Raw genomic sequence first — 14,880 nt, forward strand, 5'->3', positions numbered from 1 at the left:
TGGACCGTGCCGGTCCCCGACGTCCCGTGGGGCGGTCGCGACACGTCCGTCCTGAGCCACGAGCTCATCCACCGCTGGGTCAACGAGGGCGCCGACCCCGCCGCGATCGACTCGGCCCGCCGGCGCCACGCCGCGCGCGGCGACGAGCTCCGGGCCGCGGCCCAGCGCCTCGAGCGCGCCCACGTGCAGCTGGGGGCCTCCTGGCGCGGTCGTGACGCCGACGCGGCGGCGGCGCACGTGCGCACGCTCGTGGCGCGCATGAGCCGGCTCGGCGACGCCGTGACCGGGCAGGCGGGCAGCCTGCAGGGGGTCCGTGACGCGCTGGCGCGCGTGCAGTCCCTGGTCGGGCCGCCGCGCGCGCCCGCGCTGCCCGTCCTCGGGCGCACACCCGCCACCCCGGGCCTCGCCGGGGCGCTGGCCGCCGGGGGCCCGGCCGACGGGTTCGGGGCCTTCCAGGCCGCGCAGGCCGAGGAGCGCGCGGCCCAGGGCGCCTACCGGGCGTATCTCGAGCAGACCGGGCTCGCCGCACGCGGTGCCCCGTCCGCGGTCGACCGTCTCGCCGGACGCTCCCCGCTCGGCGCCGCGCCCGAGGTCGGCGGCACCGCCCGCGGCACCATGGCCTCGCCGCCGGGTCCCGGCGCGGGCGGCGGGGCCTCGGCACGCGGCGGTGTCCTGGCGCGGGCGGCCGGGCCGGCGCGCGGACCCGGGGTGCCGGGAGCGCCGGGGGTCGGCGGAGCGCCCGTGGGTGGCGCCCCGGTCGGCGGGGCTGCGGGTGGCCGTGCCGCGGTGCCGCCGGGGAGCGGGGTCGCGGGCGTCCCGCCCGGCGCGGGCCGACCGGACGCGGCACGGCCCGGCGCGGTCGGGCGGTTCGTGACGAGGCTGCTCGGCGGCACCCCGCCGGCCGCCGGCGAGGCGCCGGGACGCCCGTCGGTGCCCGGCGCGGGTGGGGCGAGCGCCGGTCCGGGTGGCCGGGGCGGCGGTGGCGTGCCGCCCGGCGTGACGGGCGGCGGCAGCGCCTCCGCGCGCGGTCCCGGCACGCCGGTGGGTCCCACGGCGGCCGACCGCCTCGCGGGTGGCGGGGCGCCGGTGCGCGGCGGGCCGCCCGAGCGGCGGCCGGACGAGCGCCGGCCGTCCGGTGCGCGGCGCGCCGGTGGTGGCGGCGGGCCCGGTGCGGGCGGCGCAGCCGGTGGGTCCGGTGGGTCCGGTGGCGCCGGAGTGGGCGGTGTCGGCGGGCCGGGTACCGGCTCGCCCGGCGGGTCCTGGCCCGAGAGCGCCTCGCCCGCGGGCAGCGGGTCGTCCCCGGGGTCCTCACCCGGGGGGCCCGGCCGGCCGGGCTCTCCCGGGTCGTCGGCGGCTCCCGGGACGTCCCCAGGGGCCTCGCCGGCCGGGGCGTCGGGGTGGCTCCCACCGGACGGACCCACCCACCCGGCCTCCGGGTCGGGTCCCACGAGCACGCCCGGCCCCGCGGGCACGTCCCCGGCGCTGGGCTCGGGTGCGGCCGTGGGTGCCTCCGGCGCGCCTCCGACGGACAGCGGCGGGGGCTGGACGGGGTCCGGGCCACCGCCGACGGCGTCTCCCGGCCCGGCGGCGCCGGGCGTCCCGCTCGTCCCGCCGGTCGCGGGCGCCGCGAGCTCGACCGGGCCCACCGGCGCGTCCGGCATCCGCCACCCCGAGTACCTCGTCGACGCCGACCCCTGGCGCGACCCCACCGACGACCCCGACGAGCGCCGCCTGGTGACCCCACCCGTGATCGGGGAGCAGGACGACCGGTGACCGGCGTCGTGCTCGACCGTCACGAGCTGCTCTGGGTGCTCGAGCAGTGCGGCGCCGGGTGGCCGTACCCGCTGCGCCCGGTGCACTGGTCCGCCGAGACCGACGAGGAGGTCCGCCGGCACCGCACCGCCACCGAGCAGGCGCTGCGGGCGCGCGGCCTGCTCGAGCCCGCGCCCGCGCGGCTGCTCCTCGACGCCGGACAGGCGGTCGCCGGCTGGGTGGTCGCCGTCGACCTGGTCCGGAGGGACGCGAGTGCGCCGCTCGCGGCCGTCGCGCTCACCGATGGCCGCAGCGCGGCGGTGCTCGCGTCGCCCGAGCACGCCGCGGCGCCCGTCCGCGTGTCGCCGTGCCCGCCCGACGGGTTGGCCGAGGCCCTGTTCGCGCTGGTCCCGCCCGTGCCGCCCGGCGAGGGCCCGGCCGTGCCGGTGCCGTCCGGCACCACCCCCACCGACCTGCCGATCACCCAGCGGACCGCCCGGTCGCGGGACTTCGCCGAGGACCTCCTCGCGACCGTCACCGCCGTCACGCAGGTCGGGGTGGCCGACCGGCACGACGGCGTGCCCCGCCGCGTCGCCCCGCCCCTGTGCTGGCTCGACGGCCCGCGGGGGCGGCACGTCCTGCGCGTGCCCCCGGCACGCCCGCCCCTGCTGGTTCCCGCGACCGGCGGACAACTGCTCACCGACGTCCGTACCGTGCTGACCGACGCGGCCGTGCCGCGCCCGTCCGGAAGGAGCACCGCATGAGCGCGCCGGAGCCGCCGAGGGAGGCAGCGGGCTCGGCCGGTGGCGAGGCCGCCATGAGCCCGGACGAGGCGCGCGCGTTCGCCGGGAAGGTCGACGCGCTCGAGCTGGGCGTCACGGAGGCGCAGGCGGCGCTCGACGGGCTCGGGGCGGAGTCGCTGGCGGTCGGGTCGGGCGAGGACAACGCGGCGATCGCCGCCTGGTACCGCGAGCTGGTGATGTCGGACACGGTGCCCGCGGCACGGTCGCTCGCCGCGGAGCTGGCCGAGCTGCGTCAGGCCGTGCGCGAGAGCGCCGCGGTGTGGGAGCAGGCGGACGCCGACGCGGCCGCATCGGTGCGGCTGGAGCCCGGGCAGGACTGAGGGGGGCCGTCGGCGTCGATCGGGTGGACCAACGCCGTCCCCCCGAACGGGTGGTCCGTGCTCGCCACGCCCCCATCGGGTGACGGCACGCCGGGCGTGGACGACGGGGCACGGCAGGGTGGCGAGCCGATCGGGTCCTATCGTGGACGTGCGAACCTCGGCTGGGCAGGATGGCGTGGCAGTGAACACGAACGAGAACGACGGACTCGTAGTACTCGCCGTCGACGATGAAGAACCGGCGCTCATGGAGCTCGCCTACCTGCTCGAGCAGGACCAGCGGGTGGGCACCGTGCTGCGGGCCTCCGACTCGATCTCCGCCCTGCGGATCCTCACCGGTGGTGACCGGGTGGACCTCGGTGGCTTCTCCGGGGGAACACCACCCGCGGGCCTGCCGGCGCCCGCGAAGCAGTCCGACGTGGACGTCCTGTTCCTGGACATCCGCATGCCCGGCCTCGACGGCCTGGAGCTCGCGAACGTCCTGTCGCGGTACGTCATCCCGCCGTCGGTCGTCTTCGTGACGGCGCACGACGACCGCGCGGTCGAGGCGTTCGACGTCGGCGCGGTCGACTACCTGCTCAAGCCGCTGCGGCCCGAGCGCCTCTACGCGTCCCTGTCGCGGATCCTGTCCTCGCGCGGCACCACGGTGCCCGTCGAGCCCGCCGCCGACGAGGAGGGCGACGACGAGGTGATCCCGGTTGAGCTCGCCGGCACCACGAAGCTGGTGCAGCGCTCGACGGTGCGGTGGGTCGAGGCGCAGGGCGACTACGCGCGCCTGCACACCACCGAGGGCAGCCACCTCGTGCGCATCCCGCTCTCGGTGCTCGAGGAGCGCTGGTCGGACGCCGGGTTCGTGCGGATCCACCGCTCGTACCTCGTCGCGCTGCCGCTCATCACCGAGCTGCGCCTGGCCGGCTCCGGGTACGTCGTCCGGCTGGGCAGCGGCGGCGACGTCGCCGAGCTGCCCGTCAGCCGCCGGCACACCCGTGAGCTCAAGGACCGTCTCGTCCGCTCGACGAAGCAGGCCTGGGGCCGACGATGACCTCCCCCGGCGGTCCGGCGCGGGCCTCGGGGCCCGTCCCGGAGACCGCCGGGACGGACGGGGTCGACGGTCCCGCCCGAGGCTCCGCCGCCGGTGCCACGGCCTCCAGCGACGGGGCGGGCGACGGCGCCGGCGACGGCGCCGCCGAGCCGGCCCGGCCGGCGACGGCCGCCGAGAGCCTGCGCCCGGTGCCCGCCCCCGAGCGGTCCCCCGACGGCGACGCCCGGGAGACCGGGCCCGCCGACGGCACCCCGGACGGCCGGGCGGGGGAGACGTCGGAGGGGTGGGACGGCCAGGGCCCCGACACGGGCACGGTGCGCCGGTCCCGTCCCTCGCGCTCGCCGCGCAGCAGCGGGGTGCCGACGCCGCCGAGCCCCATGAACGCGACGCCGACGACGGGCACGACGGGCACGCCGGGCACGCCGGGCACGCCGGGCACGCCGGGCACCGCGAGCCCGCCCTCCGGCACGGCGGCGCCCGCGGGAGCGTCCCCGGGATCCCCGGGACCCACCGGCCGCGCCCCGGTCGCCGTGCCCGACCCGCCGCGACGTCCCGTGCCGCCGACGTTCGCCTCGCCCGGCCAGCCCCCGCCCGGCGTGGCCCGCCGCCACGGCCGGCACGCGCGCCCGGAGCAGCCCGGCGCGGTCCACACCCCGCCGAGCGGCTACCGCCCCCGCCACGCCGCCCCCGACGCGGAGACCGAGCAGTTCGCGGCGACGCCGGTGACGGGCCCGGGCGGCGTCGGACCGATGCCCCTCGCGGCGTCCACGGCCGCGCCGTCCGCGGGCGGCGCGCCGGTCGACGGCACCGCCGTCACCGCCGACACCCCGCTGGCGTCCGCACCCGGGGGCACGTTCCTGCACACCGGCCCCGGCGTCGTCGTCCCGCCCGTGTCCGACGGGCTGGACACCGGGTCGGAGCGCGTGCGGGTCGTGCTCGCCGAGCGCCGGGTGCCGACACGGGCGGTGCGCACCGTCGCCGAGATCGAGCAGCAGACCGAGACCGGCGAGCTGCTGCTGCGCAACCTCCTGCGCGCGCAGCTCGCGCTCGGGATGCGCCTCGGGCTGGTCGCGGTGTTCGTGCTGGGCGCGCTGCCCGTGCTCTTCCTCGTGCTGCCGCGGTTCGGGTCCTTCGAGGTCGCGGGCGTGACGCTGCCGTGGCTGGTCCTGGGCCTCGCGCCGTACCCGTTCATGCTGGCCCTGGCCTGGCTCTACGTCCGCACCGCCGAGCGCAACGAGCTCGACTTCGCCGACAACGTCGAGGACTGAGCGCGTGGACCTCGCGGGCATCGTCGCGCTCGTCGCCGTCGTCGTGGTCGGCGTCGTCACCATCGTCATCGGCTCGCTGGGCGTGCGGGTCGCACGCACCACCGACGACTTCCTCGCCGCCTCGCGCACCGTCGGCACCCGCGCCAACGCCGCCGCGATCTCCGGGCAGTACCTCTCGGCGGCGTCGTTCCTCGGTGTCGCGGGCATCGTGCTCAAGGACGGGGTCGACGGGCTCTGGTACCCGGTCGGCTTCACCGCGGGCTACCTCGCGCTGCTGTTCTTCGTCGCCGCGCCCCTGCGCCGCTCCGGGGCCTACACCGTGCCCGACTTCGCCGAGGTGCGGCTGGACTCGTCACTGCTGCGCACGGTCACGACGTGGTTCGTCGTGCTCATCGGCTGGCTCTACCTGCTCCCGCAGCTCCAGGCCGCGGGGCTCGCGCTCACCGTCATCACGACCTGGCCGACGTGGGTCGGGGTGGTGGCGGTCGGCCTCGTCGTCACCGCGAGCGTGACCTTCGGCGGCATGCGCTCGATGACCTTCGTGCAGGCCTTCCAGTACTGGCTCAAGCTCACCGCGCTCGCCGTACCGGTGCTCGTGCTCGTCGGGGTGTTCACGTTCGGACCGGACCGCGGTGGCGTGCCCCCGCCGCCCTCCTTCGACGAGGCCACCACCGTCGATGTGAGCACCCCGGTGACGCTGCAGGTCACGACGCCGGTGGAGATCGGGGTCCGCGGCGAGGTCGACGGCCGGACGATCAACGGGCCGGTGTCCTGGGGTCCCGGCCTGCACACCGTCGACGCGGGCACCGAGCTGCGCTTCCCGGCGGGCTCGGCGGTCCCGGTGGTCGCGGACGCGGACCCGGACGCCGCGTCCTGGTCGGCGCCGCTGACAGGGTTCGCCGAGGACGGCCACTCGCTGCTGGCGACGTACTCGCTGATCGTCGCCCTGCTGCTCGGCACCATGGGCCTGCCGCACGTGCTCGTGCGCTTCTACACCAACCCCGACGGCCGGGCGGCCCGCCGCACCACGGTGGTCGTGCTCGCCATGCTGGGCGGGTTCTACCTGCTCCCGGTCGTGCTGGGCGTGCTCTCGCGGCTGTACGTGCCGCAGCTGCTCGTCACCGGACAGACCGACGCGGCGGTGCTCCTGCTGCCCACCGCGGCCCTACCGGGGTGGGCGGGCATCGCCCTGGCGGCGCTCGTCGCGGCCGGCGCCTTCGCGGCGTTCCTGTCGACGTCGTCGGGCCTGTTGCTCTCCGTCGCCGGCGTGCTGTCGACGGACCTGCTGCCCCGCCGACTGGGTGACTTCCGCATCGCCGCCCATGTGGGCGGCGTGGTGCCGATCGTCGCGGCGCTGGGCGCCACGCGCCTCGACTTCTCACTCACGGTGTCCCTGGCGTTCGCGCTCGCCGCCTCCACCTTCTGCCCCCTGCTGGTGCTCGGCATCTGGTGGAAGGGCCTGACCGACCGCGGCGCGGTGATCGGCATGCTCGTCGGCGGCGGGGTGGCGGTCGCCGCGGTCGGCTCGACCCTCGCGGGCGTCGCGCCCGAGGGCGCGGCGGGCGTGCTGCTCGCCCGGCCCGCCCTCGTCACCGTGCCGCTGACGTTCCTGGTCATGGTGCTCGTCAGCAGGTCGACGCCGCACCGCGTCCCCACCAACGTGGGGCGCACCCTGCTGCGCCTGCACGCCCCCGAGCGACTCGGCCTCGGCGACGCCCGGCGTGGCGCGCGGCCGACGGCCTGATCCACACCCGCGCATCACGTAATCTTCCCGCGACGCTGCGTGAGCACATGCCACGCGGCGTGATGCCCCGGACCGATCCGGACGAACGGGAGGATCAGGATGGCTGGTCCCCGGGTAGGCCGAGTGAGATCGCTGTGAGTAGTCACACGAATGGGCTAAGAGATGTGACGCACGGCGGTCTATGGTTCGGCGCGATCGCGACGACGACGGACGACCACGTGGAGACCTCGTGAGTGCCACCGACGACAACCCAGGTGGGCCGAGCGCGTCCTCGGCCGCCACGTCAGACACCCCGACCGCGTACCAGGAGGTGCAGCGCTCGCCGGAGTTCGTGTCGCTCCGACGTCGCTGGCGCGGCTTCATCTTCACCATGAGCGCGGTCTTCCTGGGCTGGTTCCTGGTCTACGTGCTGCTGTCCGACTTCGCCCACGGCGTGGTCGACACCCGCCTGGGCAGCACGAACTTCACCGTCGGACTGCTGCTGGGCCTGCTGCAGTTCGTGTCCACGTTCCTCATCGCGACGCTCTACGTGCGCTTCGCCAACCGGAACCTCGACGACGACGCCGAGGCGCTGCGCCTGCGCGTGGAGGAGAAGCTGTGAGCACCCAGGTCGGGAGCCCCGCGCTCAACATCGGGATCTTCGCCCTCTTCGTCGTCGTGACGCTGCTGATCGTCTACCGGGTCAGCCGCGCGTCGAACACGGCCTCGGACTACTACGCCGCCGGCAGCTCGTTCACCGGGCCGCAGAACGGCATCGCGATCTCCGGCGACTACCTGTCGGCCGCGTCGTTCCTCGGCATCGCCGGCGCGATCGCCGTCAACGGCTACGACGGCTTCCTCTACTCCATCGGCTTCCTCGTCGCCTGGCTCACGGCGCTGCTGCTCGTCGCCGAGCTCCTGCGCAACGTCGGCCGCTTCACCATGGGCGACGTCCTGAGCTTCCGGATGCGCCAGCGGCCGATCCGCGCCGCCGCGGCCGTGTCGACGCTGCTGGTGTCGTTCTTCTACCTGCTGGCCCAGATGGCCGGCGCCGGCGGCCTGATCTCGCTGCTGCTCGGCGTGAAGAACACCCCCGGCACCCCGTTCGACGGCCAGTCCCTGGTCATCGCGGTGGTCGGCATCCTCATGGTCATCTACGTGCTCTACGGCGGCATGCGCGGCACCACCTGGGTGCAGATCATCAAGGCCGCGCTGCTGGTCGTCGGCGCCGCGGTGATCACCGTCTGGGTGCTCGGCCTCTACGGCTTCAACCTGTCGAGCCTGCTCGGCGCCGCCGTCGAGAACACCGGCAAGCCGCTGCTCGACGCCGGCAACCAGTACGGCAAGACGCTGACGACGCAGCTCGACTTCCTGTCGCTGGCCCTCGCGCTGGTCCTCGGCACCGCAGGCCTGCCGCACATCCTCATGCGGTTCTACACGGTGCCCACGGCCAAGGAGGCCCGCCGCTCGGTCCAGTGGGCGATCTGGATCATCGGCATCTTCTACCTGTTCACGCTGGTCATCGGCTACGGCGCCGCGGCGCTGCTGCCCCGGGGCACCCTGACCTCGGCCAACGTCAACGACGCGGCCCCGCTGCTCGCCTTCCAGGTCGGCGGCACGCTGCTGCTCGGCATCATCGCCGCGATCGCGTTCGCGACGATCCTCGCCGTCGTCGCCGGTCTGACGATCACCGCCGCGGCCTCGTTCGCGCACGACATCTACGCGAACGTGATCAAGGACGGGAACCCGGAGCCGGGCATGGAGGTCAAGGTGGCCCGGCGGACGGCACTCGTCGTCGGCATCGTGGCCATCGTCGGCGGCATCCTCGCCAACGGCCAGAACATCGCCTTCCTCGTGGCCCTCGCCTTCGCGGTGGCCGCGTCGGCGAACCTCCCCACGCTGCTGTACTCGCTGTTCTGGCGGAGGTTCAACACCACGGGGGCGCTGTTCAGCATCTACGGCGGCCTGGCGATCTGCATCCTGCTGATCATCTTCTCGCCGGTGGTGTCGGGCGGACCGACGTCGATCTTCGGTGAGAGCGTCGACTTCGCGTTCTTCCCGCTCCAGAACCCGGGCCTCGTCTCGATCCCGCTGTCCTTCCTGCTCGGCGTGATCGGCACGATGATCGGCTCCCGTGAGCCGGTCAACGAGGTCAAGTTCGCCGAGATGGAGGTCCGGTCGATGACCGGCGCGGGCGCGTCCCGCGAAGCGGTCGACCACTAGTCCCGCACGCGCCGGAGCCCGTCCGTCCCCATCGGGGCCGGGCGGGCTCCGTCGTGTCGGCCGGGGTGGGTGTGCGCTCACGGCCGCCTCGCCGGACCTGTGATGGGATGGGCACCGTGAGCCACCCCGGACCCCCCTCGGTCGGACCCGGCGAGATCCCGCCCGGCGCCACGCTGCTCGACGTGCGCGAGGACGACGAGTGGGCGGCCGGGCACGCGCCGGACGCGGTGCACCTGCCGATGTCGCAGATCACCGGGCGGCTCGACGAGATCCCGGACGGCCCGCTGGCCGTGGTGTGCAAGGTCGGGGGCCGGTCGGCGCAGGTCACCGCGTTCCTCGTCCAGCGCGGGCACAAGGCGGTCAACGTCAGCGGCGGCATGCTGGCCTGGGAGGCCGAGGGGCGGCCGATGACCGCCGAGGGCCCCGGGCCGGCGGCGGTGATCTGAGGGCCGCGCCGTGACCTGTCCGCGGTGCGGGCGGCCCCAGCCGCCCCCGGACGCGCCGGGGGCGCCGCGCGCGGGCGCGACGCGGTACTGCGTGCACTGCGGTCGGGTCCTCGCGGGCGTGCGCTGGGTGGCGCTGCCGCCGGACGCGCTGCGCCCCCGCGAACCACGGGCCCCCCGCCGCCCGTACACCGGGCCCCCGCGCTACCGCGCGACCCCGCGCTGGAGCCTGCGCAGCTGGATGCCCGCGCCCGAGCCCGGCGCCGAGGGTGCGCTGCCGGCCCCGCCGCCGCGCGAGCCCGACGAGGTCCTGCGCCGCCGGGGCGGGCTGCTCGTCCGGGTGGCGACGGTGACCGCGGTGCTCGCCGGGCTCGGGGCGCTCGCCGAGGCCGTGCGCTACGGGCTGCTCGTCGCGAGCCGCAGCACGGCGCTCCCGTCCGGGCCGGTCACCGCCTCCGACGCGCTGGTCGCCCTGCTCGGCGTGCTCGCCCCGGCGGCGGCGCTGGCGACCGGCGTGCTGTTCCTGTGGTGGCTGCACCTGGCCCGCGGGATCACGGCGACCTTCTCGGGCACGCGCCCGGCGCGGCGGTTCCGGGCCGTCGTCGTCGGCAGCGTGCTGCCCGGCCCCAACCTCACCGTGCCCGGGTCGGCGCTCACCGAGCTCGAGCACGCCGCCTCCGGGCTGCCGCGCGACGAGCGCCCGCGCCCGTCGACGCCGGTGCGCCGCTGGTGGGTGGCGTGGGACGCGAGCGTGGTGCTCGGGGTCGCGGCCGTGCTGCGCGGGCTGGGGGCGAGCACCCAGGCGCTGGCGGACTCGGTGCTCCTGCACGCCATCGCCGACGTCGCGGCGGCCGTGGCGGCGCTCGCGACCGTCCGGGTCGTCACCCACCTCACCGAGCTGATCGCCCCGCAGCTGCGGCCCGCGGGGCGGGAGGCGGTGCTGGGGGTGGGGCCGGCCCGGTCCGCCGGCGGGGCGGCGTCAGCCGGTGCTGCCGAGGACGGCGATGCCGCCGGCGGCGGGCGGGGCCGTGGGGTCGGTGCCGAGGTCGGGTGACATCTCGCGGGCGACGAAGTCCTCGACGTGGAAGAGGTTGTCGCCGGCGCGGCGCACGATGCGCAGGAGCGTGGTCATCGAGGCGACCTCCTCGACCTGCTCCTTGAGGTACCACTGCATGAACTGCTCGCCGAGGTAGTCGCCCTCGTCGCGCGCGGTGCGGGCCAGCGTCGCGATCTGGTCGGTGACCGTGCGCTCCTGGGCGAGCACGAGCTCGACGACCTGCTCCACCGAGTCGAAGTCGGCGCGCACGTCGTCGATGCCCGGGATGGACACGGGCAGGTCGTTGTCGAGGAGGAACTGCACGATGCCCATCGCGTGGTTCCGCTCCTCCAGTGCCTGGGCGTAGAAGTGCGCGGCCAGCTGGGGGAGGTCCTGGTCGTCGCAGTACACGGCCACCGCGGTGTACTGCTGCGAGGCCGTGAACTCGTTGCGGATCTGCGCCCGGAGCAGCTCGTGGAACGTCGCGGCGGACATGCGCCCGAGTCTAGGTGTTCCGCCCGGTCCTCAGGTGCGCGCCGAGCGCCGCCCGTGCTTGCCGCCCGACCGCGGCGCCGGGACCTCGGTGCTCGTGCGCCCCGCCGCCCCGTCGGCGACCGGGATCGCGCCCGACCAGCCGAACTGCTCGGTGTGGATGCGCGCCGGTGGGACGCCGAGCTGGTCGAGGGCGGCGAGCGACCCGGCGGTGACCGACGGCGAGCCGCACACGAAGTAGTCGAGGTCGTGGCGCGCGGCGAGGTCGTCGGGCAGGACCTCGTCGAGCAGCTCGGCGTCGATCCGGCGGCCCTCGGTGCGCGTGACCCGCAGGTCGAGGCGCCGGGCGAGGGCGGTGAGCTCGTCGGCGAACAGTGGCTCGGTGCCGCGCTCGGCGAGGACGAGGCGGTGGGTACGGGTGTCACCGCCGTCGGCGAGGGTGCGCAGCATGCTCATCATCGGCGTGATCCCGACGCCGCCCGCGAGCAGCACGAGGCCCGCCGACCCGGGCGCCGCCGCGTCGGTGAACGAGCCGTGCGGGCCGTCGAGCCAGACCTTGCTGCCGGTGCGCAGCGTCGAGAGCAGGCCGGAGAAGTCGCCCTGGTCGCGGACGGTGAGCTCGAGGCGGCCGGTGACCCGCGCGCTCGACGCGATCGTGAACGGGTGCTCCTCGGTCCCGACCACCGCGCGGCGCAGGCGCAGCCAGACGAACTGTCCGGGCGAGAAGCGCAGGCCACCGCGGCGCAGGTGCACGGGGGCGAGCACGAGCGTCGAGACCGTCGGGCTCTCGCGGCGCACCCCGTAGACGACGTAGGCGCCCTGGCGGGAGAACAGCGGGCGCCACACCCAGCGGTGCGCGAGCACCCCGAGCAGCACCAGCACCAGCGCCGAGAGCACGACGCGCATGACCGGGTCGGTGACGAGGTTGCCCAGCCAGAACACGTGCAGGCCGGCGAGGACGAGCGCCGCGGCGGCGAGCAGGACGTGCAGGCGCGCCCAGATCTCGTAGCGTGCGCCGGGCCGCCGGCCCCGGACCGCGACCAGCCCGACCAGCAGGAGCGCGACGACCGACGTCCACCCGGCCTTCGCCGCCTCCGTCGCCCGGAACGGGTTGAGCAGGATCGGGTGGTTGGCGACGGCCACGGCGAGGTGCAGGCCGACCAGGAGGATCGCCAGCGTCCCGAGCCAGCGGTGCAGGCCGATCACCTTCTCGACCCCGAACGCCCGCGTCAGCGAGCGCACGCGGCTCGGCACGACGACGACCACGATCAGCAGGCTCAGGGCGAGCAGACCGAGCCCGACCGACAGCATCCCGAGCACCGAGGTCCCGCCGGCGCGAGCGGCCATGAGGGCGACGGGGAGCACCACGAGGGCGGCGAGCCCCGCCCCCCACAGCACACGGGTCAGCTTCAACGGCACGGCGCGGAACGGTAGGCAGTGTCGATCAGTCGCCCCGGCGCGTCTGAGAACCGCGGGTGGTGTGACGCGACGACGGGCGCCCAGGGCGCGCCCACCCGCCCAAGCTTCCCCCGATCGGGGCAACCGGTGCTCCGTCTGCGGCTCGGGGTTCTCAGGTTCGTCAGGTCGTGTCCTCGGGGTGGACGGCGCACGGGGTGGTGCCAGCGTGGCGTCCATGCTGACACCCAACGTCAGGAAATCCCCCAGCTCGGACCGCCGCGCGCAGGTCCGGTCCACCGTGCAGGATGCACCGCGTGATCCCGTCCTCGAGCACGTCCCGGTCGCAGCGGCGTCGACGGACCGCCGCGGTCCTCGCCCTCACGGCGGCGACCGCCGCGCTCGTCCCGCCGGTGCTGCGGTCCCTGCGGGGCGCGCCGCGGTTCGACCGCGCAGCTGCGGCGGCCGGGGTGTCGTCGCAGTTCGACCAGGACGCCGCGTCGTACGACCGCCTCGTCGGCGCCAACCCCGGCTACCACGAGCACCTGCGCCTCTCGGCCCGTCGCCTCGACCTCCCCGACCGCGGCGCCGGCGCCGTGCTGCTCGACGTCGGCTGCGGCACCGGGCTCTCGACGGCGGCGCTGCTCGAGACCTATCCCGAGGCCCGGATCGTCGCGGTCGACGCGTCGGCGGAGATGCTCGCCAAGGCCCGCGAGAAGGCGTGGCCGGACACCGTGCGCTTCGTCCACGCGCGGGCCGAGGACATGACCGCCGCCCTGGCCGGCGAGGGCCCGTTCGACGGCCTGCTCGCCGCCTACCTCGTGCGCAACCTCCCCGACCGCGACGCCGGCGTCGCCGTGCTCGTCGACCACCTCAAGCCCGGCGCCCCGATCGCGGTGCACGAGTACTCGGTCGCCGACTCCGGCTACGCCCGCGCCGTGTGGACCGCCGTCTGCTGGGCCGTGATCATCCCGCTCGGCCGGCGCGTCACCGGCGACGCCTCGCTCTACCGCTACCTGTGGCGCAGCGTCCTCGCCTTCGACGGCCTCGCGCGCCTCGAGCAGCGGCTGCGCGACGCGGGGCTGCGCGAGGTGCACACCCGGCCCGTCGACGGCTGGCAGCGCGGGATCGTGCACACGGTGCTCGGTCGCCGCTGATCGGCGTCGTCGCAGCGAACGTGCTGTTCGCTGCCTCTACGCGGAGGAACTCCCCGTTCGCGTCCGCGGGGCAGCGGCTCGCCGAGTGATCAACGGGGACTTCGCGCGCCTAGAAGCAACGAGATACCCGTTCGCTCCGACAAACGCCGCGAGCCTCAGCCCCGGCGGCGGGCGGCGCGGACGGCGTAGGTCCGCTCGGCGTACTCGATGTCGTCGGTCCAGAGGCGCTTGGCCGCCCACTCCATCGCCGGCCGTACCAGCGCCTGGACCCGCCGGGCCTTCGCGAACCCCGGACGCGGGGAGTGGGCGATCGTCGCCTCGACGACCGCGGTGCGGGGGCGGCCGTCGGGGTGGGGTGCCAGCGGCGTCGCGTGGGTCTCGACGACGCTGCCCGCGCCCTCGCCGTCGGTGATGTGCATGACGATCGTGCGCGGCTCCGGGCACGTGAACCGCGCGCGCACCGGCACGCCCCAGTTCCTCGTCAGCCGGAACGCGACGCGCAGGTCGAAGTGGTCGTCGGCCTCGGCGGCGTCGCGACCGGGCGCGCGCTCCACCCGCAGGTCGGCGAACGAGTGCGGGTGGAACCAGGCGCCGTGCCAGGGGTCGAGCCGGTTGGCGATGACGTCGGCGGGCTCGCACGTGCCGACCATCGACGCGACGGCCACGAGGCTCTCGGCCACCGGCGGGCGGGCGGGCAGGATCGGCGCGTCGGTCGGCTCCTCGCGCCCCACGGCGTCCAGACGCACCCAGGCCAGCGCCCCGTCGTCGTGGGCGGGCAGCGTGCGCCAGCCGGCGCGTCCCGACGGGCCGAGTGCGAGGCCGTGCCAGCGGCAGATCAGCTCGCAGCCCGACTGCACCGCCGTCGACATGTCCGCCCCGAGGTGCGGGCACGCGCCGGGCCCGGCGTGCAGCATCCCCTCGGGCGAGCGCCACAGCACGAGCTCGACGCCCGCGACGGTCGTGCCGAACGGGGTGCCGGTGCGGATGTCGCGGCTCGCGCCGACGACGTACCAGTTGCCCGACGGCCGCGCCTGGGCGCGCGCCAGCGCGGCGTCGATGATCCCGACCTTGGCCTCGCGCCAGGTCGGCTCCATCGCCGCCCACTCCTGCCCGGACAGCCGCCGCAGCGGGTGGACCGGTTCGCGCCGTCGCGCCCTCAGCACGCGCCGCACGCTAGGCCGGGCGCCGTAGTGCCGCAGTGGGGAGACGCGGCCTGTGGCCGGACGCAC

Annotated in this window: 14 protein-coding genes; 11 read left to right on the plus strand and 3 right to left on the minus strand. The window is 76.0% G+C overall.

Annotated elements, in window-relative coordinates; all coding sequences use genetic code 11:
- Positions 1–6: 6 nt before the first annotated feature.
- The 10 genes from PGB27_RS13165 (at position 7) to PGB27_RS13210 (ending at position 10,625) form a co-directional block, all read left to right on the plus strand.
- A complete protein-coding gene (locus PGB27_RS13165) occupies positions 7–1,773 on the plus strand; it encodes a hypothetical protein (RefSeq protein WP_274200814.1) in 1,767 nt (588 codons plus the stop codon).
- Positions 1,770–2,516 (plus strand): ESX secretion-associated protein EspG, encoded by a 747-nt coding sequence (locus PGB27_RS13170; RefSeq protein WP_274200815.1) that lies wholly within the window; start codon positions 1,770–1,772, stop codon positions 2,514–2,516. The genes PGB27_RS13165 and PGB27_RS13170 overlap by 4 nt, the downstream gene beginning before the upstream one ends.
- Positions 2,513–2,875 (plus strand): hypothetical protein, encoded by a 363-nt coding sequence (locus PGB27_RS13175; RefSeq protein ID WP_274200816.1) that lies wholly within the window; start codon positions 2,513–2,515, stop codon positions 2,873–2,875. The genes PGB27_RS13170 and PGB27_RS13175 overlap by 4 nt, the downstream gene beginning before the upstream one ends.
- Before the next feature lie 181 nt (positions 2,876–3,056).
- On the plus strand, positions 3,057–3,914 hold the full coding sequence (locus PGB27_RS13180) for a LytR/AlgR family response regulator transcription factor (protein ID WP_274201091.1): 858 nt from the start codon (positions 3,057–3,059) through the stop codon (positions 3,912–3,914).
- Complete coding sequence (locus PGB27_RS13185; RefSeq protein ID WP_274200817.1) at positions 3,911–5,182, plus strand: hypothetical protein; 1,272 nt, start codon at positions 3,911–3,913, stop codon at positions 5,180–5,182. Before PGB27_RS13180 ends, PGB27_RS13185 begins: the two co-directional genes overlap by 4 nt.
- 4 nt (positions 5,183–5,186) lie before the next feature.
- A complete protein-coding gene (locus PGB27_RS13190; protein ID WP_274200818.1) occupies positions 5,187–6,926 on the plus strand; it encodes a sodium/solute symporter in 1,740 nt (579 codons plus the stop codon).
- Between the two features lie 229 nt (positions 6,927–7,155).
- Positions 7,156–7,527 (plus strand): DUF485 domain-containing protein, encoded by a 372-nt coding sequence (locus PGB27_RS13195; protein WP_274200819.1) that lies wholly within the window; start codon positions 7,156–7,158, stop codon positions 7,525–7,527.
- Positions 7,524–9,128 carry a solute symporter family protein gene (locus PGB27_RS13200; protein ID WP_274200820.1) on the plus strand — a complete coding sequence of 535 codons (1,605 nt, stop codon included), beginning with the start codon at positions 7,524–7,526 and terminating at the stop codon, positions 9,126–9,128. Before PGB27_RS13195 ends, PGB27_RS13200 begins: the two co-directional genes overlap by 4 nt.
- 107 nt (positions 9,129–9,235) lie before the next feature.
- Positions 9,236–9,574: a rhodanese-like domain-containing protein gene (locus PGB27_RS13205; protein WP_408630056.1), complete on the plus strand. Its 339-nt coding sequence runs from the start codon at positions 9,236–9,238 to the stop codon at positions 9,572–9,574.
- A 10-nt stretch (positions 9,575–9,584) separates the two neighbouring features.
- Entirely contained in the window at positions 9,585–10,625 is a 1,041-nt protein-coding gene (locus tag PGB27_RS13210; protein WP_274200822.1) for a DUF4328 domain-containing protein, read from the plus strand.
- Here the strand turns inward: PGB27_RS13210 and PGB27_RS13215 are convergent.
- Both PGB27_RS13215 and PGB27_RS13220 read right to left on the minus strand, forming a co-directional pair.
- Positions 10,551–11,102, minus strand: a complete 552-nt coding sequence (locus PGB27_RS13215; protein ID WP_274200823.1) for a ferritin — start codon at positions 11,100–11,102, stop codon at positions 10,551–10,553. The two genes, PGB27_RS13210 and PGB27_RS13215, sit on opposite strands and share 75 nt — an antisense overlap.
- A gap of 30 nt (positions 11,103–11,132) precedes the next feature.
- Positions 11,133–12,518 (minus strand): ferric reductase-like transmembrane domain-containing protein, encoded by a 1,386-nt coding sequence (locus tag PGB27_RS13220; protein WP_274200824.1) that lies wholly within the window; start codon positions 12,516–12,518, stop codon positions 11,133–11,135.
- 401 nt (positions 12,519–12,919) lie between these two features.
- Here PGB27_RS13220 and PGB27_RS13225 point away from each other — a divergent pair, with 401 nt between their 5' ends.
- Entirely contained in the window at positions 12,920–13,651 is a 732-nt protein-coding gene (locus PGB27_RS13225) for a class I SAM-dependent methyltransferase (protein ID WP_408630068.1), read from the plus strand.
- 155 nt (positions 13,652–13,806) lie between these two features.
- Here the strand turns inward: PGB27_RS13225 and PGB27_RS13230 are convergent, their stop codons facing one another.
- Complete coding sequence (locus PGB27_RS13230) at positions 13,807–14,745, minus strand: DUF5914 domain-containing protein (protein WP_274201093.1); 939 nt, start codon at positions 14,743–14,745, stop codon at positions 13,807–13,809.
- Positions 14,746–14,880: the final 135 nt, after the last annotated feature.

Origin of the sequence: Actinomycetospora lemnae, from assembly GCF_028737315.1 — a bacterium.
GTDB lineage: Bacteria > Actinomycetota > Actinomycetes > Mycobacteriales > Pseudonocardiaceae > Actinomycetospora > Actinomycetospora lemnae.

Coding starts and splice junctions, on each gene's coding strand:
- PGB27_RS13175 (WP_274200816.1), top strand. CDS start 2,513: ATGAGCGCGCCGGAGCCGCCGAGGGAGGCAGCGGGCTCGGCCGGTGGC.
- PGB27_RS13185 (WP_274200817.1), top strand. CDS start 3,911: ATGACCTCCCCCGGCGGTCCGGCGCGGGCCTCGGGGCCCGTCCCGGAG.
- PGB27_RS13205 (WP_408630056.1), top strand. CDS start 9,236: ATGGGCACCGTGAGCCACCCCGGACCCCCCTCGGTCGGACCCGGCGAG.
- PGB27_RS13215 (WP_274200823.1), bottom strand. CDS start 11,102: ATGTCCGCCGCGACGTTCCACGAGCTGCTCCGGGCGCAGATCCGCAAC.
- PGB27_RS13230 (WP_274201093.1), bottom strand. CDS start 14,745: ATGGAGCCGACCTGGCGCGAGGCCAAGGTCGGGATCATCGACGCCGCG.